The 22,379-nt window shown below is 66.2% G+C and carries 21 protein-coding genes and 1 tRNA gene; 11 read left to right on the top strand and 11 right to left on the bottom strand.

The features are described from left to right. The first annotated feature begins 47 nt into the window (after window positions 1–47). The 4 genes from B2R83_RS00690 (at window position 48) to moaD (ending at window position 4,542) form a co-directional block, all read left to right on the top strand. On the top strand, window positions 48–1,436 hold the full coding sequence (locus tag B2R83_RS00690) for an L-serine ammonia-lyase (protein ID WP_292037738.1): 1,389 nt from the start codon (window positions 48–50) through the stop codon (window positions 1,434–1,436). A 119-nt stretch (window positions 1,437–1,555) separates the two neighbouring features. Beyond that, window positions 1,556–3,031: a threonine synthase gene (thrC, locus tag B2R83_RS00695; protein WP_292037739.1), complete on the top strand. Its 1,476-nt coding sequence runs from the start codon at window positions 1,556–1,558 to the stop codon at window positions 3,029–3,031. Between the two features lies 1 nt (window position 3,032). Further along, window positions 3,033–4,277, top strand: coding sequence for a gephyrin-like molybdotransferase Glp (glp, locus tag B2R83_RS00700; protein ID WP_349681036.1), 1,245 nt, complete (start codon window positions 3,033–3,035; stop codon window positions 4,275–4,277). A 7-nt stretch (window positions 4,278–4,284) separates the two neighbouring features. Continuing rightward, window positions 4,285–4,542, top strand: a complete 258-nt coding sequence (moaD, locus tag B2R83_RS00705; RefSeq protein WP_292037740.1) for a molybdopterin converting factor subunit 1 — start codon at window positions 4,285–4,287, stop codon at window positions 4,540–4,542. A gap of 34 nt (window positions 4,543–4,576) precedes the next feature. Here moaD and dctP read toward each other — a convergent pair whose 3' ends face one another. From dctP to B2R83_RS00730, 5 genes are all read right to left on the bottom strand, one after another. Further along, window positions 4,577–5,590 (bottom strand): TRAP transporter substrate-binding protein DctP, encoded by a 1,014-nt coding sequence (dctP, locus tag B2R83_RS00710; RefSeq protein ID WP_292037743.1) that lies wholly within the window; start codon window positions 5,588–5,590, stop codon window positions 4,577–4,579. Window positions 5,591–5,831: 241 nt separating this feature from the next. Then, complete coding sequence (locus tag B2R83_RS00715; RefSeq protein ID WP_292037744.1) at window positions 5,832–6,062, bottom strand: hypothetical protein; 231 nt, start codon at window positions 6,060–6,062, stop codon at window positions 5,832–5,834. 17 nt (window positions 6,063–6,079) lie between these two features. Further along, window positions 6,080–7,030 (bottom strand): alpha/beta fold hydrolase, encoded by a 951-nt coding sequence (locus B2R83_RS00720; RefSeq protein ID WP_292037746.1) that lies wholly within the window; start codon window positions 7,028–7,030, stop codon window positions 6,080–6,082. Then, window positions 7,027–7,230, bottom strand: a complete 204-nt coding sequence (locus tag B2R83_RS00725) for a helix-turn-helix transcriptional regulator (protein WP_036206108.1) — start codon at window positions 7,228–7,230, stop codon at window positions 7,027–7,029. The genes B2R83_RS00720 and B2R83_RS00725 overlap by 4 nt, the downstream gene beginning before the upstream one ends. Beyond that, window positions 7,227–7,613 carry a hypothetical protein gene (locus B2R83_RS00730; protein ID WP_209586745.1) on the bottom strand — a complete coding sequence of 129 codons (387 nt, stop codon included), beginning with the start codon at window positions 7,611–7,613 and terminating at the stop codon, window positions 7,227–7,229. Before B2R83_RS00730 ends, B2R83_RS00725 begins: the two co-directional genes overlap by 4 nt. A gap of 145 nt (window positions 7,614–7,758) precedes the next feature. Here B2R83_RS00730 and B2R83_RS00735 point away from each other — a divergent pair, with 145 nt between their 5' ends. After that, window positions 7,759–9,006: a TIGR03862 family flavoprotein gene (locus B2R83_RS00735; protein WP_292037748.1), complete on the top strand. Its 1,248-nt coding sequence runs from the start codon at window positions 7,759–7,761 to the stop codon at window positions 9,004–9,006. On the opposite strand, the gene B2R83_RS00740 is transcribed toward B2R83_RS00735, so the two are convergent. From B2R83_RS00740 to hpnC, 6 genes are all read right to left on the bottom strand, one after another. Next, entirely contained in the window at window positions 8,996–9,802 is an 807-nt protein-coding gene (locus B2R83_RS00740) for a head GIN domain-containing protein (protein ID WP_036206117.1), read from the bottom strand. The two genes, B2R83_RS00735 and B2R83_RS00740, sit on opposite strands and share 11 nt — an antisense overlap. Window positions 9,803–9,804: 2 nt before the next feature. Further along, complete coding sequence (locus B2R83_RS00745) at window positions 9,805–10,599, bottom strand: DUF1700 domain-containing protein (RefSeq protein WP_292037749.1); 795 nt, start codon at window positions 10,597–10,599, stop codon at window positions 9,805–9,807. 28 nt (window positions 10,600–10,627) lie between these two features. Further along, window positions 10,628–10,789 carry a hypothetical protein gene (locus B2R83_RS00750; RefSeq protein WP_200879933.1) on the bottom strand — a complete coding sequence of 54 codons (162 nt, stop codon included), beginning with the start codon at window positions 10,787–10,789 and terminating at the stop codon, window positions 10,628–10,630. Window positions 10,790–10,825: 36 nt separating this feature from the next. Beyond that, window positions 10,826–12,232, bottom strand: a complete 1,407-nt coding sequence (hpnE, locus tag B2R83_RS00755) for a hydroxysqualene dehydroxylase HpnE (RefSeq protein WP_292037751.1) — start codon at window positions 12,230–12,232, stop codon at window positions 10,826–10,828. Then, window positions 12,219–13,052: a presqualene diphosphate synthase HpnD gene (gene hpnD, locus B2R83_RS00760; protein WP_036206127.1), complete on the bottom strand. Its 834-nt coding sequence runs from the start codon at window positions 13,050–13,052 to the stop codon at window positions 12,219–12,221. Before hpnD ends, hpnE begins: the two co-directional genes overlap by 14 nt. A gap of 76 nt (window positions 13,053–13,128) precedes the next feature. Further along, entirely contained in the window at window positions 13,129–13,938 is an 810-nt protein-coding gene (gene hpnC / locus B2R83_RS00765; RefSeq protein ID WP_292037752.1) for a squalene synthase HpnC, read from the bottom strand. A 142-nt stretch (window positions 13,939–14,080) separates the two neighbouring features. On the opposite strand from hpnC, the gene B2R83_RS00770 reads away from it, so the two are divergent. The 6 genes from B2R83_RS00770 (at window position 14,081) to clpX (ending at window position 22,220) form a co-directional block, all read left to right on the top strand. Next, the gene (locus B2R83_RS00770; RefSeq protein ID WP_292037753.1) at window positions 14,081–15,211 is read left to right on the top strand and encodes an efflux RND transporter periplasmic adaptor subunit; all 1,131 of its coding nucleotides are present in this window, start codon (window positions 14,081–14,083) and stop codon (window positions 15,209–15,211) included. Next, window positions 15,208–18,306 carry an efflux RND transporter permease subunit gene (locus tag B2R83_RS00775; RefSeq protein ID WP_292037755.1) on the top strand — a complete coding sequence of 1,033 codons (3,099 nt, stop codon included), beginning with the start codon at window positions 15,208–15,210 and terminating at the stop codon, window positions 18,304–18,306. The genes B2R83_RS00770 and B2R83_RS00775 overlap by 4 nt, the downstream gene beginning before the upstream one ends. 188 nt (window positions 18,307–18,494) lie before the next feature. After that, window positions 18,495–18,581, top strand: a tRNA-Leu gene (locus tag B2R83_RS00780). Between the two features lie 31 nt (window positions 18,582–18,612). Next, entirely contained in the window at window positions 18,613–19,953 is a 1,341-nt protein-coding gene (gene tig, locus B2R83_RS00785; RefSeq protein ID WP_292037757.1) for a trigger factor, read from the top strand. 219 nt (window positions 19,954–20,172) lie between these two features. Then, window positions 20,173–20,790, top strand: coding sequence for an ATP-dependent Clp endopeptidase proteolytic subunit ClpP (clpP, locus tag B2R83_RS00790; protein ID WP_027864172.1), 618 nt, complete (start codon window positions 20,173–20,175; stop codon window positions 20,788–20,790). Window positions 20,791–20,951: 161 nt separating this feature from the next. Further along, on the top strand, window positions 20,952–22,220 hold the full coding sequence (gene clpX, locus B2R83_RS00795; protein ID WP_292037761.1) for an ATP-dependent Clp protease ATP-binding subunit ClpX: 1,269 nt from the start codon (window positions 20,952–20,954) through the stop codon (window positions 22,218–22,220). Window positions 22,221–22,379 lie beyond the last annotated feature (159 nt).

The following is a 22,379-nucleotide window of genomic DNA, read 5'->3' on the forward strand; positions in this document are numbered from 1 at the left end:
GCTTCACCCATAACACAATAATAAAAAACTGAAGAGTCGAGACAACGATGGACATGAGTGTTTTTGATCTGTTCAAGATCGGTATCGGGCCGTCGAGCTCCCACACGGTGGGGCCGATGGTGGCAGCACGCCGCTTCTTGCTGGAATGCGGTTCGCTCGAGCAGGCAGTGGGCGTCGAAGCGCACCTGTACGGTTCGCTGGCCTTGACCGGCGTCGGCCACGCCACCGACAAGGCCGTGATCCTGGGCCTGATGGGCGAGACCCCGCAAGGCATCGATCCGGATACCGTCGAGGACAAGCTGGCCGAAGCCGAGATGGACGGCGTCTTGACACTGCTGGGCGAGAAGGAAGTGCCGTTCCAGTACGCCACCGGCCTGGTGTGGCACAAGCAGTCGACCTTGCCGGAACACCCGAACGGCATGAAGTTCGTGCTCAAGCTGCTTGACGGCAGCATCATCGAGCGCATTTATTACTCGGTGGGCGGCGGCTTCATCACCGCGGCGGGCGAAAGCCAGAACCGCGGGGAAGAGCCCGCGTCAAGGCAGGTGCCTTTCCCCTTCAGCACCATGAGCGAGCTGCTGGCGCAGGGCAGGGAACACGGCCTGTCGATTCCGCACATGCTGCGCGCGAACGAACTGGTGCGCATGAGCGAGAGCGATCTGGACGCGGGCCTGGACCGCATCTGGGAAACCATGCGCGACTGTATCGCCCACGGCCTGGTCACCGAAGGCCAGCTGCCGGGCGGCCTGAACGTCAAGCGCCGCGCGGCCAAGCTGTGGAAGCAGGCGCATTGCACGGAAGGTAAACGCGTCAACGAGCTGCCGCATGATGCGACGCACCACGTGACCCTGTACGCGATGGCGGTCAACGAAGAAAACGCGGCCGGCGGCCGTGTCGTGACCGCCCCGACCAACGGCGCGGCCGGCATCATCCCGGCGGTGCTGCGCTACTACGCCGAAGACTGCCGCCCGAGCGACCCGGTCAAGGGCATCCGCGATTTCCTGCTCACGTCCGCCGCGATCGGCATGCTGTGCAAGAAGAACGCCTCGATCTCGGGCGCCGAGATCGGCTGCCAGGGCGAGGTCGGCGTGGCCTGCGCGATGGCGGCGGCCGGCCTGGTCGCGGCCCTGGACGGCTCCAACGAGCGCATCGAGAACGCGGCGGAGATCGGCATCGAGCACCACCTCGGCATGACTTGCGACCCGATCGGCGGGCTGGTGCAGATTCCCTGCATCGAGCGCAACGGCATGGGGGCGATCAAGGCGATCACCGCGGCCTCGCTGGCCCTGAAGGGCGACGGCACCCACTTCGTCAGCTTGGACAACGTGATCGAAACCATGCGCCAGACCGGCGCGGACATGCAGGTGAAGTACAAGGAGACTTCGCTGGGTGGACTCGCGGTGCACGTGGTGACAGTGAATCACGCGGCCTGCTGAAGCAGGGCGGAACCGGGGCCGCGCGCAGGCGCGGCCCGTTTTTTTTGCAGCACAGCATACGAAGCGCTGGGGCGCTATAATAAAAGTTCAACTTTGGCCCCAACCGGATCCCGACCCGTATGCATTACGTCTCCACCCGCGCGACCAGCGCGTCCGCAGCCCGCAATCCCCAGCGCTTTTCCGACATCCTGCTTGCGGGCCTCGCCCCGGACGGCGGTCTGTACCTTCCCGAAGAATACCCGCAGGTCACCGGCGAGGAACTGAACGCCTGGCGCACGCTCTCCTACGCCGAACTCGCCTATGAAATCCTGCGCAAGTTCGCCACCGACATCCCCGACGCCGACCTGCGCGCCCTGACCGCGAAAACTTACACTCCCGAGGTCTATCGCAACGCACGCGCAGGCGAAGCAGCGGCCGACATCACCCCGCTGCGCGTGCTGGAGGACGCCGCAGGCGGCAAGCTGTTGCTGCAGGCCCTGTCGAACGGCCCGACCCTGGCCTTCAAGGACATGGCCATGCAGCTGCTCGGCAACCTGTTCGAGTATGCGCTGGCGAAGAACAACGACGAACTGAACATTTTCGGGGCCACCTCGGGCGACACCGGCAGCGCCGCCGAGTATGCGATGCGCGGCAAGCGCGGCGTGCGCGTGTTCATGCTGTCCCCGCACAAGAAGATGAGCGCCTTCCAGACCGCGCAGATGTTCAGCCTGCAGGACCCGAACATCTTCAACATCGCCGTCGAAGGCGTGTTCGACGACTGCCAGGACATGGTCAAGGCGGTGTCCAACGACCTGTCCTTCAAGGCGCGCCACAAGATCGGCACCGTCAACTCGATCAACTGGGCGCGCGTGGTGGCCCAAGTGGTGTACTACTTCCGGGGCTATCTTGGAGCGACCACCAGCAACGATCAGAAAGTCTCGTTCACCGTCCCGTCGGGGAACTTCGGCAATATCTGCGCCGGCCACATCGCCCGCATGATGGGCCTGCCGATCGACAAGCTGGTTGCCGCCACCAACGAGAACGACGTGCTCGACGAATTCTTCCGCACCGGCGTATACCGCGTGCGCAAGCCCGCCGAGACCTTCCACACCAGCAGCCCCTCGATGGACATCTCGAAGGCGTCCAACTTCGAGCGCTTCGTGTACGAACTGGTGGGCCGCGACGCCGAGCGCACCCACGCCTTGTTCCGCAAGGTCGACACCCATGGCGGCTTCGACCTGTCTGGCGGTCCCGGCAGCGACGGCGACGAATGGAAGCTGGTCGGCCAGTACGGTTTCGCCTCCGGCAAATCGACCCACGCCGACCGTCTCGCGACCATCCGCGACGTGGCGGACGACTACGACATCACCATCGATACCCACACGGCCGACGGCATCAAGGTCGCGCGCGAACACATGCAGCCCGGCGTGCCGATGATCGTGCTCGAAACCGCGCTGGCCGCGAAATTCAACGAGACCATCCTGGAAGCGCTGGGCCAGGATGCCGAGCGCCCGGCCGGCTTCGAGGACATCGAGTCGCTGCCGCAACGCTTCGTCGTCATGCAGCCGAGCGTGGAGGCGATGAAAGCCTACATCGCCCAGCACACGGGCTTGTGACATGAAGCCGCCCATGCTGTCCGTGCGCGAGGCCCTGGGCCAGCTGCTCGACGCGGTGCGTCCGGTGGTCGACAGCGAGACGGTGCCGACCCTCGAGGCGAATGGCCGCGTGCTCGCCGAAGACCAGCTCGCGACCATCGACGTCCCTTCCGCCGATAACACCCAGATGGACGGCTACGCGGTGCGCGCGCTTGACTGCGAGAGCGGCAGCGCGACCCTGCGCGTGACCCAGCGCATCCCCGCCGGCAGCGTCGGCGAGCCGCTGGAGGCCGGCAGCGCCGCCCGTATCTTCACCGGCGCCCTGATCCCGCCCGGCGCCGACGCCGTCGTCATGCAGGAGCAGTGCGAGGCGGTGGGCGACAGCGTCACGGTGCGCCACGCGCCGCGTCCGGGGGAGTGGATCCGCCGTACCGGCGAGGATGTCGCCGCCGGCGCCGTGATCCTGCCGGCCGGCACCCGCCTGCGCAGCCAGGAACTCGGCCTGGCCGCCTCGGTCGGCCTGGCCCGGCTGCCGGTACTGCGCCGCGTGCGGGTCGCGGTGTTCTTTACCGGCGACGAGCTGGCCATGCCGGGCGAGCCCTTGCAGCCGGGCGCCATCTACAACTCCAACCGCTTTACCCTGCGTGGCCTGCTGGAGAACTTCGGCTGCGCCTTCACCGACTACGGCATCGTGCCGGATTCGCTGGACGCCACCCGCGCCACCCTGCGCGAGGCGGCCCGCGAGCATGACCTGATTATCACCTCGGGCGGCGTGTCGGTGGGCGAGGAAGACCACATCAAGCCGGCGGTGGAAGCGGAAGGGCGGCTGAACATGTGGCAGATCGCCGTCAAGCCGGGCAAGCCGCTGGCCTTCGGCGAAGTCCGCCGAGAAGGCGGGCTCGCAAGCAGCTCCACTGGAGCTGCTTGCTTCTTCATCGGCCTGCCCGGCAATCCGGTATCGAGCTTCATCACCTTCCTGCTGTTCGTGCGGCCCTTCCTGCTGCGCCTGCAGGGCGTGAGCGGCCCGGTGGAACCGCGCGGATACACCATGCGCGCCGACTTCACCCTGCCGAAGGGCGACCGCCGCAACGAGTTCCTGCGCGTGCGCGTGAGCGCGGCCGGCGGCCTCGACCTGTTCCCCAACCAGGGCTCGGGCGTGCTGACCTCGACCGTCTGGGGTGATGGACTGGTGGACAATCCGCCAGGCCAGGCGATTCTCGAAGGCGACCTGGTACGTTTCATCCCCTTCGCCGAACTGCAGCATTAGGATGCACATGAAGATCACATTGCGGTATTTTGCGTCGGTGCGCGAGCAGCTCGGCACCGCTCAGGAAAGCCTGGAGCTGCCGGAGGGCGTGGCGACCGTGGGCGCGGTGCGCGCGCACCTGACTGCGCGCGGCGGCGTGTGGGCCGAGGCATTGGGACCGGAGCGGGCGGTGCGCACGGCCCACCAGCAGGTGATGTGCGGACCGGACACGGTGGTAGCGGATGGCGCCGAAGTGGCATTCTTCCCGCCCGTGACGGGCGGGTAGGCCGGGCGATGTAGCCGCCCAGCCGTTTGAAACGTCAGATCATCGCGATCGACTGTTCCGCCAGCGCCAGCAGCCTGGCGCAGTTCGCACTGCGCTCGGCATACTCGCGCCATGCATTGGTGCGCGCCACCGCCTGCCACTTGCGCAGCGCTTCCGCATTCAGGTCGACGATCTGGGCGCCGCTCTTGGCGTACACCGATGCCACCGCGGCGTCGTCCGCACGCGCGGCCTTGAGGGCGAAGGCTTCCAGTTCGGCGCCTACGGCCATCACCGCCGCCTGCTGCTGCTTGGTGAGGCGGTCGAACACGGTGCGCGACATCATCAAGGGCTCGAACATGAACCAGTAGGCGCCGCCGCGCGCCGTGGTCAGGGCGCGCGCCGATTCCTGCAGGCGGAACGAGATCAGTGAGGTCGAGGAGGTCAGTGCCGCGTCCAGCCTGCCGTCGCGCATGGCGGCCGGGATCTCGTTGGACGGCATGTTGGCCACGGTGGCGCCGGCGTCGAGCAGCAGGCGGTCCATTTCCGGCGAACCGCCGCGGACCTTCAGGCCGCCGACGTCTTCCGGATGCACGATCGGCTTGCCGCGCGAGGCTACGCCGCCGGCCTGCCAGATCCAGCTGACCACCACCAGGCCCTGGTCGTTCAGGATGCGGGTCAGTTCGCGGCCGACCGGCGCATTCTTCCAGGCATAGCCCTGCTCGTACGAGGTGACCAGGCCCGGCATCAGGCCGATGTTGGCCTCCGGCGCCTCGGCGCCGGCATAGGACAGCGGCACCAGCGCCATGTCGAGGCCGCCGCTGCGCAGGGCGCCGATCTGGGCACCGGGGGCCATCAGGCTTGCGCTTGGGTGGATCGAGAACTTCAGGCTGCCGCGGGTGCGCCGTTCGACGTTGGCCGCGAACATGCGGCACAAGCGGTCACGGAAATCGCCTTCGGCCAGGCTGGCGCGCGGGAACTGGTGGGAGATCTTCAGGTTTGGCTGCGCCCATGCGGACTGCATCCAGAGTGGGCTGGACGCGATTGCGCCCAGCATCGTCCTACGGGACATTGCTGCCCTTGTCATTACCGACATACACATCCTCCAAGATGTTGAAACGGACTGCCTTGGCGAATCGTGGCCGACCTCGTCGAGCGGGCGCCATCGTTCGTTGTAGCGGGTACAAGAATATTCCTGTTACATGTATTGTCAAGCAGAATCTTATGGATATGACAAATGCATGCATACGCCAGGGCGGCAGTATGGCTTTACCGTCCCGGCGCCGCCTTGATGCAGCTTGGAGGATGTCGAATCAGGGCTTCGTGTCCGGATGGCTGCACATCGCGCAGCTCGCCCCGCGGTCTGCCCGGTAGTAGCGCGAACCGATGAAGATGGCGGACGCCATCAGCGACCAGGCCAGCGATTCGCGCCAGCCGGTCTCGAATGCCTCGCCGTGCAGGAACACGTCGATCGAGACCAGCAGGGCGAACATCGAGCCGGCCGCCAGCAGGTATTGTCCGCTCCAGTAGATCAGCTTTTGCATCAGGTTCTCCTTCGTGTTCACAGGTGTTTGAGGAAACGGCGGACTGCATCGGCCACGGCTTCGGGCTGGTCGACCATCGCGAAGTGGCGCGCCTTGTCGATGGCTTCGACCTCCAGGCGCGGGGTGCCGCTCATCAGCTCCCGATAATACGCCAGCTTGTCGGCGATGGTGATGTTATTCAGCACCACGGCGTCCGGCGCGTAATCGGGCACCAGCACCAGCACCGGGGCCTTCAGATTCGCCAGGCCGGGCCGCAGGTCGCGCGCCAGCACCGCGCCGACCCAGGCGGCGACGGCAGCGGGATCGCTGCGCGCGGTGAGCCTGGCCGCGTCAATGGCCTTGCCGATGTCGACCATGCCGATGGCGCGCATGTACTGGTGCTGCTGCGCGACGAAGGCGGGGCCGGTGACCGCCAGCATCTGCTTGCGCGTGCCCTCCGCCATCGCAGCGCGCTGCTCCGGCGGCATGTCTTCGGTGCGCGGGAATACCGGCAGGCCGTCGATGGCAACCACGCCACCCACCTGCTGGGGCAGGTCCTGGGCCAGCGCGAGCGCCAGCGTGGCTCCCAGGCTGTGGCCGATCACGACGGGCTTGGACAGCTTGCGTGACGTGATCAGCTCGGCGAGTGCGCCTTTGGCCGCATCGAAGGGGTCGCCGTCCACCGCGGGGCGGCCGTCGAAGCCGGGCAGGGTCACGACGTAGATGCTGTGGCCGGGGGCGAAATCGCGCACCATCTGCCCCCACACCCAGCCGCCGCTGGACAGTCCCGGCACCAGCACCAGCGGCCGCGGGCCGCTGCCGTGGCGCTCGACCAGCATGCCCTTGATCTCGAAGCGTTCGGCGGGCGTGGGCTGGGCGGCGAAGCGGTTCGGCGCCTCGGCGGCCGCCGGCCCCTGCGCCGCGGCGCCGGGAACAAGGGTGGCGCCGGCCAGGCCGACGAGTAGTGCGAACAACAGGGATGCTTTCATGCTGACTCCTGGTCTGGAATGAAGATCGATTCGATCGGTAGTTGAAACAGCCTGGCAATCGCGAAGGCCAGCGGCAGGCTGGGGTCGTAGCGGCCGGTCTCGATCGCGTTCACGCTCTGGCGCGAAACGTCGAGCAGGTCGGCCAGCTCGGCCTGGCTCCAGCCGCGCTCGGCACGCAGGGTTCGGATATGGTTGTTCATCGGTCGAGCAGTTTACGCAGCAGCTGGACCAGGACGGTGGCGCCGCACAGCACGCACCACACGGTAAACATGGACAGCTTCGGGTAGCCGGCCGTCTCCAGGAAGCCATAGCTGAACGTCAGCCCGGCGGTGATGGCGGCGGCCAGGGCGACGTTTTCCAGCAGCCGCATACGCAGGTATTCGTCGATCCGGCCGAAGTGGCGCGCGATCACCCACAGGGCGGCGCAGAAGCCGATCATCGGCGACAGCAGCACCAGCGTGCGCGCCAGGCCGTCTTCCATCGGCCGGCCCCAGCGGATCGCGGCGAACAGCAGGACCATGTACAGCCCCAGTGCGCCCATCAGTTCGCGGACGTAGACTTTTCCAACCCGCTTCTCATGCATGACATCCTCCGCAAAGTAAAGTATGCTTTACATCGTAGTCAAGCGAACTTGACATGTCAAGCCCCCTTTACATCGACTCCCGCATTTTATGCGAGGCGCAAACTCGACTACAATGCCGCTCCTTCGCTCCTCCCCGATATCGCCGATGAACCAGCCGCCCAATCCAAGCAAACGCGTCGCCGTGATCGGCGCCGGTCCCGCCGGCCTGATGGCCGCCGAAACCCTGGCCGCGGGCGGGGTGCAGGTCGACGTCTACGATGCGATGCCCTCGAGCGGCCGCAAGTTCCTGCTGGCCGGGAAGGGCGGCATGAACATCACCCATTCGGAGCCGCTGCCGGCCTTCCGCAGCCGCTACCGCGAGCGCGAGCGCGAAGTCGGGCGCTGGCTGGACGGCTTCGACCCGCAGGCGGTGCGCGACTGGATCCATGGACTCGGCATCGACACCTTCGTCGGCAGCTCCGGACGCGTGTTCCCGCTCGAGATGAAGGCCGCGCCGCTGCTGCGCGCCTGGCTGCACCGGCTGCGCGAAACGGGCGTGCGCTTCCACATGCGGCACCGCTGGCTGGGCTGGCAGGACGGCCGCCTGCGCATGGCCACCCCGGACGGCGAGATCCTGTTAGAGGCCGACGCCACCGTGCTCGCCCTGGGCGGCGCCAGCTGGGCGCGGCTCGGCTCCGACGGCGCCTGGGTGCCGCTGCTGGCGGAACGCGGCGTCGGGGTGGCGCCCCTGGTCCCGTCCAACTGCGGCTTCGACGTCGACTGGAGCGCGCACTTCAGGGAAAAACATGCGGGCGCGCCGCTGACGACCGTGGCGATCGCCTGGCGCGGCGCAGGGGGCGCCCTGGAAAAGCGCCAGGGGCAGTTCGTCGTGACCGAGTCCGGTATCGAGGGCAGCCTGGTGTACGCCGTCTCGGCGCTACTGCGCGACCAGATCGCGGCCGAAGGCAGCACCACCATCTGGCTCGACCTGCTGCCCGATCTCGACGAGGCGCGCGTGCTGGCGGAAGTCGAGCATCCGCGCGGCTCGCGCTCGATGTCGAGCCACCTGCAGGGGCGCCTCGGGATCAAGGGCGTGAAAGCCGGCCTGCTGCACGAATGCCTGTCGAAGCAGGCGTATGCCGACCCGGGCAGGGTGGCGCGGGCGCTCAAGGCCTTGCCGCTCGTACTGGTGCGTCCGCGCCCGATCGACGAGGCGATCAGCAGCGCGGGCGGGGTGCGTTTCGAGGCGCTGGACGGGAACAGCGCGATGCTGCGCGCGCTGCCGGGTGTGTTCGTGGCGGGAGAAATGCTCGACTGGGAAGCGCCGACCGGCGGCTACCTGCTCACCGCCTGCTTCGGCAGCGGACGCGCCGCCGGGGGCGACGCGCTCGCCTGGCTCGGCCTTACTCGCTGAAGGTCACCGAGCCGCTGCCGCTGCGGCTGACGCTGCGCTCGGCCGGATTGCCGGTCACTTCGATGTCGCCGCTGCCCGAGATCGAGGCCGCGACGCTGTGGCGCGCATGCACCGTGCTGCGGCCCGAGCCGGTCTGGCTCACCTCGACCTTCTCGGCGCGCAGGTGGCGCGCATCGAGTTCGCCGGAACCGCTGGCATTGGCATGCAGTTCGCGGGTGCCGCCGACGATGGTCAGGTGGCCGGAACCGGTCAGCACGGCGTCGAAGCGCTCGATGCTTGGGCCCGCATTCAGGTCCAGTTCGCCGCTACCGCTCAGGGCCGCGTCGACCTGGCGGAAGCGCCCGTTGAAGCGCAGGCTGCCGGAACCCTGCATGCGCGCTTCGATCCGTTCGCCCGAGAAGCCGTTGACGCTGCTGTCGCCGCTGCCGTCGATCTTGACGCTGTCCAGGCGCGGAAGCACCAGTTCCACCTGCAGCGGGCGGCGGTGGCCCAGCACCATGCCGCGCAGGCCGATGTGCAGGACCTCGCCGTCGGCATTCACGTCGACGTTGTTGAGCAGGCGCGCCTCGCCGCGCACCTCGAGCGAGGGCGCCGCACCGTAGCGCACGTTCAGGTCGATCGGTCCATCCAGGTCGATCGCCTTGATTGCGGCCGGCACCTCGCGCTTCTCGCTGCTCACCTGGCGGCCCTCGCTGGCCGCGGCCACGCCGTTGGCGCGCAGCGCCGCATAGCTCAGGCCGATCAGGACGAAGGCCAGCATCAGGAGGCTGAATCCGACTTTCAGCAATGCGCGCATGATCAGGCTCCCCGCAGAAGCGACAGGTTCATCCTGACGTAGCGCTTCAGGCCGATGAAGGTGTACTTGGTGATCACCAGCGACAGCAGGAACAGCAGGATCCCGCCAAGGACCATGGCGAAGCCGACCAGGGTCTGGGTGGTGCGCGATTCGCCGTCCATGTCGGTGCTGATCCGGATGCCGGCGTCGGCCACCTTCTCGGCGCGGCGGATGACGATCGAGGACCTGGCCACCTCGGCCGGGTCGTCGGCCACAGCGCTGTCCTCCTCCGGCTCGTCCTCGTAGACGTGAATGCCCTGCTTGCCGATCGAGACCCGGGTGCGGCTGTTCTCGACCGTTTCGCGGCGCTCGCCGTCGGCCATGACTTCGATCCGGTGCAGCGGATTGTTCAGCACCAGCTCATTGGCGCCGGCCAGGCCGCTCGCGGTGATCGCGATGCCCGACACGTAGAAACCGAGCGCGGTGCCGTAGACCGCGACCAGCAGCGAGGCGTACACGGCCGCCGGGATCGCCATGAACAGGTTAAAGACCAGCAAGCCAACGCCGGCGACCAGCATGCGCACGGCGTTGGCAGGGGACTTCTTTTCCTTGAACGCGTCCATGTGGGCGTTGGCGCGCAGCGTCACCGCGATTCTGCGTGGGTCGTCGAGTTCTTCGGCGATGCTGGCCTCGCTGCGGCCGGCGGCCACGCCGTCCACGAAGCGCTGTTCATACCAGGCCAGGGTCTTGGCCTGGATCTCCGGCGGCAGGCCGCCCAGGGCCCGCTTGAGCGCGTCGAGGTATTCCAGTTTGCCCATGTTGAGCCGTTCCGATCAGTGGTGGATATCAGTGGTGGCTGAGCGCCGGGATCGCGCCGATCGCCAGTGCGGTGTCCCGTTTGCTGCCGCCGATGAGTTCGGGCTCGACCAGCACGGCGGTGCTGAAGGCCACGACGGCCACCAGGGCGAGGGCGCGCACACCGAGTTCGAAGTTGCTCATCTTGTTCATGATCTTGTTCATTCCGCAAGGCCTGTTTCGATGCTGCTACTTTACGGAAGTCGGTTCCTGGCCGCCATCGGTGTGCGACAGTCTGCGTTTTTCTGGGGGCAGCTTGCCGTAGGCACGGATAAGCGTGGCGGCCGCCACGCCGCTCTGCACGGCGGTCTCGAGCGTCGCCGGGTAGTCGCCGGCCGTGTAGTCGCCCGCCAGCACCACGCCGGGCAGGGGTGTTTCATTGCCGGGGCGAAGCAGTCCCGGGGTGCAGGAAAAGGTCGCGCGCTTCTCGGTGATCACCCGGGTCCACTGCGGCGCGCCCAAATCGGGGCGGCGCAGGTCGTGGGCCAGCTGGGCCGCGATCATCTTGCCGAGCGCCCCCTGCTCAAACCCTGCCGCCTCGGCGGCGGCGCTGACCACCACCGCCAGCAGGCCCGCCTGGGTGGCATCGAGCTGGCCGCGGTCGAAGGCGAACTGGCCCCAGCGCCCCTGCGCCGGATCGTCGAGCAGGGCGTAGAAGGGCAGGTCGAGGCGCACCGACGGGTCGTACTGCAGATAGCAGGTCGCGATCGGCTCGTAGGCCAGCGCAGCCAGCTGCGCGGCCACGTCCTGCGCGTGCGGCGCCAGGATGGCGGCGGACTGGGTGGCGGGCGTGGCCAGCACCAGGGCGTCGAAATCGGCATCGCCGCCGCTCAGGCTGAGCCGCCAGCCGCTGTCGGTGGGCGCGGCGGCCGCGAGTTTGCAGCCCAGGCGGACTTCGCCGCCATGCTGCTCGACGAAGCGCGCCGCCGCCTGCGGGAACAGGGCGCCCATGTCCATGCGCGGCAGCAGCATGTCCGAGGCTGCGCGCCGCTTCGCGCCCAGGCTGTCGCGCAGCACCGCCAGGAACACCTTGGCCGAGGCCCGTTCCGGCGGCGTGTTGAGCGCGGCGATGCACAGCGGATGCCACAGCAAGCGGTTCAGGCGCGGGGTCTGGTCGAAGCGCTCGAGCAGTTCGTTGACGGTGCAATCGTTGTAGAGCACCCAGCCCATCGTGCGCGCCGCTGTGGTGAAGCGGGCCAGGGCCAGCTTGTCGGCGCGCGCCAGTCCCTTGGCGCGCACCAGGGCGCTAAGCAGGTGCAGCGGCGCCGGCCAGCGCGGAGCGACGAAGTCCATGCCGCCGCTGCCCTCGGGATAGCGCATCTGCACGGGCAGGCGCAGCAGGGCCTGGTCCGGATCGATGCCGACCCGCGCCAGCTGGCGCAGGGTTTCGCCGTAGGCGCCCAGCAGGATGTGCTGGCCGTTGTCGAGCATCTTTCCCCCCACCTCGACGCCGCGCGCGCGGCCGCCGAGGCTGCGCGCGCTTTCCACCAGGGTGACCCGGGCGCCGCCGGCCGCCAGTTCGACCGCGGCGGCGCAGCCGGCCCAGCCGCCGCCGGCCACGGCGACCCGCAGGCCGCTGCTGTCAGGTGCGGACATAGGTCTTCCAGGCCAGCCACAGCTTGCGCAGCGGCGTGAGCGAGATGCGCTGGTTCAGCACCTGGAAGTTGTCGCGCGCGATCTCGTCGAGCAGGGTACGGTAGATGGCGGCCATCATCAGGCCGGGGCGCTGGGCGCGCCGGTCTTCTTTCGGCAGCAGGGCCAGGGCCTCGTCGTAGGTGCGCTGGGCGCGTTCATTCTGGAAGCGCATCAGGGCCTCGAACTTCTCGCTGTGGCGGAAGTTGAGGATGTCGGCGGCGGTCACGTTGAACTGCTGCAGCTCGTTGACCGGGATGTAGATGCGGCCCTTGCGCGCATCGTCGCCGACGTCGCGGATGATGTTGGTCAGCTGGAAGGCCAGGCCGAGCTTCTCGGCATAGGCCAGGGTCTCCGGCCTGGTGTAGCCGAAGATGCTGGCCGACAGGATGCCGACCACGCCGGCCACCCGCCAGCAGTACTTCTGCAGGCCGGCGAAGTCGAGGTAGCGGCTCTGGTCGAGGTCCATCTCCATGCCGTCGATGATGGCCTGCAGGTGCTGTTCTTCCAGCTTGTAGGTCGCGACGTGCGGCTGCAGCGCCTGGGTCACCGGATGCGTCGGCGAGCCCTTGTACATGGTCGAGACTTCGGTGCGCCACCAGGCCAGCTTGATGCGCGCGACCGACGCGTCGGAAGTTTCGTCGACGGTGTCGTCGACCTCGCGGCAGAAGGCGTACAGCGCGGTGATCGCGCGGCGGCGCTCCGGCGGCAGGAACAGGAAGCTGTAGTAGAAGCTGGAGCCGCTTTGGACCGTCTTTTGCTGGCAGTATTCGTCGGGGGACATGTATTGTTTGTTTTGTTGCTGATTGCTGAGGCGAATCCGCTATCTTAGCCGATACGGATAGCTCTGCGAACATCGATCACATCTTCAAGGCGCGCCAGGCCACCACGATCCAGTCGGCCGGCGCCAGGGTCGGACGGCGCCGGAACACGTCGTACTCGGCCTTTTCGATCGCTTCCAGGATGCGCAGCCCGCCCTGCACCATGAGGCGCAGTTCCCAGCCGATGCGCCCCGGCAGGCGGTGCACCAGCGGCGTGCCGCTGAGCATCAGGGCGCGGGCGCGCTCCACCTCGAAGCGCATCAGGGCGCGCCAGGCCGGCGTGGCCGGCGCGGAGGCCAGCTCCGCCTCCGACACGCCGTGCCGCTCCAGGTCTTCCAGCGGCAGGTAGATGCGGCCCTTGGGCAGGTCGATCGCGACGTCTTGCCAGAAATTAATGAGCTGTAGCGAAGTGCAGATCGCGTCCGAATCGCGCAGGTTGCGCTCGTCGACGGCGTCGTAGAGTTCCAGCATCAGCCGCCCGACCGGGTTGGCGGAGCGCCGGCAATAGTCGAGCAGCGCGGTGTAATCGGCATAGCGGGTGGTGCTCACGTCCTGGCGGAAGGCCGACAGCAGGTCGTGCATGGGCGCGACCGGCAGCCGGAACTCGCGCACCACGCCGGCCAGGCGCCCGAACAGCGGGTCGGCGGGCGTGTGGCCGCGTTCGATGGCCGCGAGCTCCCGCCCATAGCGCTCCAGTTCGGCCAGGCGCTCGGGCGGGGCGGCGTCGCCCTCGTCGGCGATGTCGTCGGCGCTGCGGGCGAAGGCATAGATGGCCTCGACCGCGGGCGCCAGGCGGCGCGGCAGCAGGAAGGAGGCAACCGGGAAGTTCTCGTAATGCTCAACTGGCATATTTGACTGTTGACTCTAATGTCGGGTTTCTGGCCCTTTCACTGATTATAATTGCTTGATTACAAATGCCCTAACTTGGCACATGATCGACAGGGGACCCCACGTGTCTGCATCTCCGAAGTTTCGTCCGACCCTTTCCCCCATGCGCGCCGCATACGCCGCGCCCTTGCTGCTCTTCCTCCTGGCCGGATGCGGCAAGGAGGAGCCCAGGGTGGAGGAGGTGCGCCCGGTGCGCGCCATCGTGCTGGCCGCCGGCGCCGGCGCCGGCGGCGAGCGGGTCGAGTTCTCGGGCGACGTGCGCCCGCGCTACGAATCGCGGCTGGGCTTCCGGGTGGGCGGCAAGATCGTCGAGCGCCGGGTCGACGTCGGCGCCAATGTCAAGGACGGCCAGGTGCTGATGCGCCTGGATCCGCAGGACCTGCGCCTGGCCGAGGCCCAGGCGCGCGCCACCCTGCGCGCCGCCGAGACCGAGCGCGACCTGGCCCAGGCCGACTACAAGCGCCACCAGAACCTGCGCGCCCAGAATTTCGTCAGCCAGGCCGTCCTCGATGCCAAGCAGGCGGCGCTGCGCGCGGCCCAGGCCAACGTCGATGCGGCGCGCGCGGGTTTCCGCGGCCAGTCGAACCAGGCCGGCTATGCCAACCTCGAATCGGACGCCGACGGCGTGGTGACGGCGGTCGACGCCGAAGTCGGCCAGGTGGTGGCCGCCGGCGCGCCGGTGGTGCGGGTGGCCCGCACCGACGAAAAGGAAGTCGTGATCGGCATCCCCGAAGACCGGGTCGAGGCGCTGCGCCAGGCCAGCAACGTCAACGTGCGCCTGTGGGCCAACCGCGCCGAAGCCATTCCCGGCAAGATCCGCGAAGTCTCGCCGGTGGCCGATCCGGCGACCCGTACCTATACCGTCAAGGTGTCGATCCCGGCGCGCGCCGACATCCGGCTCGGCATGACGGCCACGGTGGAAATGAGCACCGGCGGCGGCTCGAACGCCGCGGCGCTGCGGGTGCCGCTCAGCGCCCTGGTCCAGGACAAGGGCGTGACGAGCGTCTGGGTCGTTGACAAGGGCGTGGTGCAGATGCGCAAGGTTAAGGTGGCGGGCCAGTCGGGCAACGACATCCTGCTCTCGGGCGGCGTGCAGCCCGGCCAGACCGTGGTGACGGCCGGCGTGCACCTGCTCAAGCCGGGCCAGAAGGTGCGCATCCTGACGGCCGACGTGGCGCGCCGCGGCGATACGGAGGCCGCCGCAGTCGGCGGCGCCGATGGAGCTGGCAAATGAGGGGTTTTAACCTGTCGCGCTGGGCGCTGGAGCACATCCCGCTCACGCGCTACCTGATCGCCGCGCTCCTGATCGGCGGCATCCTGAGCTACCAGCAGCTGGGCCAGGACGAAGACCCGCCCTTCACCTTCCGCGCGATGGTGGTGAGCGCCGTGTGGCCTGGGGCCACCGCGGTGCAGATGGCCGAGCAGGTGACCGATCCGCTCGAGAGGAAGCTGCAGGAGACGCCCTACATCGAGCGCATCCGCAGCTTCTCCAAGCCGGGCGAGACCACCATCCTGGTCTTCCTGCGCGAGTCCACGCCGCCCCTTGAAACGGCGCCGACCTGGTACCAGGTGCGCAAAAAGGTCGGCGACATGGCGGCCACCCTGCCGCAGGGCGTGGTCGGGCCCTTCTTCAACGACGAATTCGGCGACACCTACGGCTCGATTTTCGCGCTTTCGGGCGACGGTTTCACGCCGGCCGAGATGCGCGACTACGCCGACTTTGTGCGCCAGCAGCTGCTCAAGGTGCCGCTGGTCGCGAAAGTGGAGCAGTTCGGCGTGCAGGCCGAGAAGATCTACATCGAATTCTCCAGCAAGAAGTTCGCCCAGCTGGGCGTGCCCTTCGAGCAGATCGTCAACCAGATCGCCACCCAGAACCAGGTCGAGGCCAGCGGCGTCCTGGTGACGCCGAGCGACAACCTGCAGGTGCGCGTCACCGGCGCCCTCAAGAGTCTCGAGCTGCTGGAGAACCTGCAGCTGCGCGCCGGGAATACCACCTTCCGCCTGGGTGACTTCGCTACCGTGAAACGCGGCTACCAGGACCCGCCGCGCGACAAGATGCGCTTCAACGGCAAGGAAGTGATCGGCCTGGGCGTGTCGATGGAAAAGGGCGGCAACATCATCCGTCTCGGTGAGGGCCTCGACGAGACCGTCGCCCGCATACGCGCCCAGCTGCCGGTCGGCATCGAGCTCGAGCGCGTGTCGAACCAGCCGCAGGCCGTCACCGCCTCGGTCAACGAATTCATCAAGGTGCTGATCGAGGCGGTGATCATCGTGCTGGCCGTGTCCTTCATTGCGCTCGGCCTGCACACCAAGCCGAAGCTGCGCATCGACGTGCGCCCCGGCCTGGTGGTGGCGCTGACGATTCCGCTGGTGCTGGCGATTACTTTTCTCTTCATGCGGGTGCTCGACATCTCGCTGCACAAGATCTCGCTGGGCGCCCTGATCATCGCGCTCGGCTTGCTGGTGGACGACGCCATCATCGCGGTCGAGATGATGGTGCGCAAGATGGAAGAGGGCCTGTCGCGCTTCGAGGCCGCCACCTTCGCCTACACCTCCACCGCGATGCCGATGCTGACCGGCACCCTGATCACGGCGGCGGGCTTCCTGCCGATCGGCCTGGCCAAGTCGGCCGCCGGCGAATACACCTTCACGATGTTCTCGGTGAACGCGCTCGCCCTCCTGATCTCGTGGGTGGTGGCGGTGGTGTTCACGCCCTACATCGGCTACATCCTGCTGAAGGTCAAGCCGCACGGCCAGGGCGAATCCTCGCACGACGTGTTCGACAGCCCGGCCTACGAGCGTTTCCGGCGCCTCGTGAACCGCTGCGTCGAGTGGCGCAAGACCACGATCGCCCTGAGCCTGGGCGTGTTCGCGCTGGGCGTGTTCGGCTTTAATTTCATCGAGAAGCAGTTCTTCCCCGATTCCAGCCGTCCCGAACTGATGGTCGAGATGTGGTCGCCGGAAGGCACGAGCTTCGCGGCGAACGAGGCGGTCGTCAAGCGCTTCGAGGGTTTCCTCAAGCAGCAGCAGGGCGTGCAGAGCGTGACCAGCTATGTCGGCACCGGCAGCCCGCGCTTCTACCTGCCGCTGGACCAGATCTTCCCGCAGTCGAACGTGTCCCAGCTGGTCGTCCTGCCGGTGGATGCGGCCGCGCGCGAGGCGCTGCGCTTGAGAATCGAGGAAGCCTTCCGCAATGACTTCCCCGAGGTGCGCGGGCGCGTGAAGCTGCTGCCGAACGGGCCGCCGGTGGCTTATCCGGTGCAGTTCCAGGTGCTGGGCCCGGACATCGGCGTGGTGCGCAAGGTCGCCGACGAGGTGAGGGAAGTCATGCGCGCCAACCCGAACACGGTGGGCGTCAACGACAACTGGAACGAGGCGGTCAAGGTGCTGCGCCTCGACCTCGACCAGGACAAGCTGCGCGCGCTCGGCGTCACCTCGCAGGCGGTGCGGCGCGTGATCAACACCACGCTCACCGGCACGCCGGTGGGGCAGTTCCGCGAGACCAACCGCCTGATCGACATCGTGGTGCGCCAACCGCTCGAAGAACGTTCGACCATCACGCGCCTGTCGGAGGCCCTGGTGCCGACCGCCGGCGGCGGCGCCGTGCCGGTCGGGCAGGTTGCGCGCGTGGCCTTCGTCTGGGAGCCGGGCGTGGTCTGGCGCGAGGGGCGCGAGTGGGCCATCATGGTCCAGTCCGACGTGGTGGAGGGCATCCAGGGCCCCACCGTCACCGCCCAGGTGGACGAGAAGCTGGCTGCGATCCGTGCCAGGCTGCCGGCGGGCTACCGCCTCAAGGTGGAGGGCGCGGCGGCCGACAGCTCGGATGCGGAAGCCTCGATCATGGCCAACGTGCCGCTGGTGCTGTTCATCGTGTTCACGCTCCTGATGCTGCAGCTGCACAGCTTTTCGCGCTCGCTGCTGGTCTTCCTTACCGGGCCGCTCGGCATCGCGGGTGCGGCGATGGCGCTCTTGGCGTTCGGCCGGCCCTTCGGTTTCGTCGCCAACCTGGGCGTGATCGCGCTGTTCGGCATGATCATCCGCAATTCCGTGATCCTGGTGGACCAGATCGAACAGGACATCGCGGGCGGGGCAGAAGCCTGGGACGCGATCGTCGAGGCGGCGGTGCGTCGCTGCCGGCCGATTCTGCTGACGGCCGCCGCGGCGGCGCTGGCGATGATTCCGCTGTCGCGCTCCGTGTTCTGGGGACCGATGGCGGTGGCGATCATGGGCGGCCTGCTGGTGGCGACGGCGCTCACCCTGCTGTTCCTGCCGGCCCTGTATGCGGCGTGGTTCCGGGTCAAGAAGCCGAGCGGGCCGAAAATCACCTAGGCTGGAGGACGGGCTCCTCTATATAGATGAGCTCCCATCCCCACACGCACAGCAAAAAACGCCCCAATAGTGACAGAAAATCCAGTAAAATAATCGATTGAAGTTGTAGCCCCTAAACAGAGGAGTGCAGGGCGGCCGGTTTCACTGTCGGGCGCCCTTTGTTTTTGTGGCAAAAATGCAATCCTTCCGCGAGGATGGCGAAATTGGTAGACGCACCAGGTTTAGGTCCTGACGCCAGCAATGGTGTGGGGGTTCGAGTCCCCCTCCTCGCACCACGAATAATTATTTTTTTGGACGATTTTTATAATGGCAACTGCAGTCGAAACCCTGGGTAAACTCGAGCGTCGCTTGACGATCACTTTTCCGGTAGCTGACGTCCGTACGGAGGTCGAAAAGCGCCTCAAGAAGCAGGCCAAGACGGCAAAGGCCCCGGGCTTCCGCCCAGGTAAGGTGCCGCTCAAGATGGTCGCTGCGCAGTACGGTTACCAGATCGAATCGGACGTGCTGAACGACAAGGTCGGCCGCGCGTTCAACGAAGCCGCCAACGAGAACCAGCTGCGCGTTGCCGGTTTCCCGAAAATCGAACCGAAAGAGGAAGCGCCGGAAGGCATGCTGGCCTTCGACGCGACCTTCGAAGTCTATCCTGAAGTCGTGCTGGGCGACCTGGCCACCACCGAGATCGAAACCGTTGCCGCCGAGGTGAGCGACGCCGAGATCGACAAGACCATCGACATCCTGCGCAAGCAGCGCGTGCACTACCACACCAAGGGTGAAGAGGGCGAGCACGGCACCGGCGGCGAAGCCGTGGCTGCCAACGGCGACCGCGTCACCGTGGACTTCGTCGGCAAGATCGACGGCGAAGAGTTCGCCGGCGGCAAGGCCGAGAACTACGCATTCGTGCTGGGCGAAGGTCGCATGCTGCCGGAATTCGAAGCCGCGACCGTGGGCCTGAAGGTCGGCGAAAGCAAGACCTTCCCGCTGCCTTTCCCTGAGGATTACCATGGCAAGGACGTGGCCGGCAAGACCGCCGAGTTCACCATTACCCTGAACAAGCTCGAATGGGCCCACATGCCGGAAGTCGACGCGGAATTCGCCAAGTCGCTGGGCATCGAAGACGGCTCGATCGAGAAGATGCGCGAAGACATCAAGACCAACCTGGAGCGTGAAGTCAACGCTCGCATCAAGGCCCGCAACAAGGAAGCCGTGATGGACGCGCTGGTCAAGTCGACCGAACTGGACGTGCCGAAGGCCATGATCCAGCAAGATTCGGAGCGCCTGGCCGAGATGACCCGCCAGGACATGGCGCAGCGTGGCATGGACGTCAAGGCAATGCCGTTCCCGCCGGAAATGTTCGCCGACAAGGCCGAGCGCCGCGTGCGCCTGGGCCTGATCCTGTCGCAGCTGGTGCAAGATAACAACCTGCAGGCAACCCAGGAGCAGGTCAAGGCCCAGATTGAAGACTTCTCGCAGAGCTACGAAGATCCGAAGGAAGTCCTGAAGTACTACTACAGCGACCGCCGCCGCCTGGCCGAAGTGGAAGCTCTTGTATTGGAAGAAAACGTCGTTAACTATGTCCTCGGCAAGGCGAAGGTCAGCAGCAAGACCATCGCTTTCGATGAACTGATGGGCGGCAACGTCCAGGGTTAATAGATTCCGATCTGCAAAGCTGTTGTGGTTTAATCGTAGGGTGGGCGGGTCTCCCGCCCACGCGGTGATAGTTAAAGGCGAGATCGCCGAGCCCGGTATCGGAGCCGATGACTATCACCGCGTGGGCAGCGGAGCTGCCCACCCTACGTGTCTGTGGAATTCGCACGCAACTGCTAGAATTGGCTTTCTGAACCCCTATTTACAAGGAACGAGACAGGTATGATTCGTAATCCGGCATTGGATACCCAAGCACTCGGCCTCGTGCCGATGGTGGTCGAACAAAGCGGCCGCGGCGAGCGCGCCTATGACATCTACTCGCGCCTCCTCAAAGAGCGCGTCATCTTCCTGGTCGGCCCTGTCAACGACCAGATGGCCAACCTGATCGTGGCCCAGCTGCTGTTCCTGGAGAGCGAGAATCCGGACAAGGACATCTCGCTGTACATCAACTCGCCGGGCGGTTCGGTCTCGGCGGGCCTGGCGATCTTCGACACGATGAATTTCATCAAGCCGGACGTCTCCACCCTGTGCACCGGCCTGGCCGCCTCGATGGGCGCCTTCCTGCTGGCTGCCGGCGCCAAGGGCAAGCGTTTCTCGCTGCCGAACTCGCGCGTCATGATCCACCAGCCGTCCGGCGGTTCGCAGGGCATGGCTTCGGACATCGAGATCCAGGCCAAGGAAATCCTGTACCTGCGCGAGCGCCTGGCGCGCATCATGTCCGAGAACACCGGCCAGAGCATCGAGCAGATCCACCGCGACACCGACCGCGACCGCTTCATGTCGGCGGAAGAGGCCGTTGAATACGGCATGATCGACCGCGTGCTGACGAACCGCGCGTAAGGAAAGCGCGTTGCGACGCCGCCAAGGTGTTGCCAAAAAACGCCCGGGCGCAAAACGTGTTCGGGCGTTTCGTTTTTATTTCGGGTAGCATGTTCGTGTGCGCACTTGTTGCGTACCCGTATTAGCGTTATATTCAAGCAACTTATTAGATAACCTGCCCCATGTCTGACAAAAAATCCTCCAGCGGCGAAAAACTTCTGTACTGCTCGTTCTGCGGAAAGAGCCAGCACGAAGTCAAGAAGCTGATCGCGGGACCGTCGGTGTTCATCTGCGATGAATGCATCGACCTGTGCAACGACATCATCCGCGACGAGACTTCCAATGTCGAATCGGTGGCGGGCGCCAAGTCCGATCTGCCGACGCCTCACGAAATCACCGAACTGCTCGACCAGTACGTGATCGGCCAGCAGACGGCCAAGCGCATCCTGTCGGTGGCGGTGTACAACCACTACAAGCGCCTCAAGCACCTGGGCAAGAAGGACGACATCGAGCTGGCCAAGAGCAACATCCTGCTCGTCGGCCCGACCGGTTCCGGCAAGACCCTGCTGGCCCAGACCCTGGCGCGCATGCTCAACGTCCCCTTCGTGATCGCCGACGCGACCACGCTGACCGAAGCCGGCTATGTCGGTGAAGACGTCGAGAACATCATCCAGAAGCTGCTGCAGAGCTGCAACTATGAAGTCGAGAAGGCCCAGCGCGGCATCGTCTACATCGACGAGATCGACAAGATCTCGCGCAAGTCCGACAACCCGTCGATCACCCGCGACGTGTCGGGCGAGGGCGTGCAGCAGGCCCTGCTCAAGCTCATCGAGGGCACCATGGCCTCGGTGCCGCCGCAGGGCGGCCGCAAGCATCCGAACCAGGACTTCGTCCAGATCGACACGACCAACATCATGTTCATCTGCGGCGGCGCCTTCGACGGCCTGGCCAAGATCATCCAGAACCGTTCGGAAAAGAGCGGCATCGGTTTCGCCGCCACGGTCAAGAGCCAGACCGAGCGCGCCAACAGCGAAATCCTGATGGAAGCCGAGCCGGAAGACCTGATCAAGTTCGGCCTGATCCCGGAACTGGTCGGCCGTCTGCCTGTCGTCGCGACCCTGAACGAGCTGACGGAAGAGGCGCTGATCCAGATCCTGATCGAGCCCAAGAACGCCTTGATCAAACAGTACTCGAAGCTGCTTGAAATGGAAGGCGCCGAACTCGAAATACGTCCTGCGGCACTGCACGCGATCGCGCGCAAGGCCCTGGCACGCAAGACCGGCGCCCGCGGCCTGCGCTCGATTCTCGAGCATGCACTGCTGGACGTGATGTACGAACTGCCAAGCCAGCAGAACGTGGTGAAAGTCGTGATCGATGAAAATACGATCACGAATGCTGCGAAACCTTTGCTGATTTATAGCGAAACGCCAAAAGCTTCTGGCGAGAACTAAAAAAAGGCACGTTCTTTTGCCACAAAAGTCTTGCCGTACGGATTCTTGAAGGTACAATTTACTTCAATAAAAGACGCCGGCTTCAATCGAAAAGCCACTCGCGAGCTCGCTCGCGCAGTGGCTTTTTCATTTGAAAACGCGTTTTTTATCGGAACGGCT

Source organism: Massilia sp. UBA6681, from assembly GCF_002454935.1.
Taxonomy (GTDB): Bacteria; Pseudomonadota; Gammaproteobacteria; order Burkholderiales; family Burkholderiaceae_D; genus Telluria; species Telluria varians.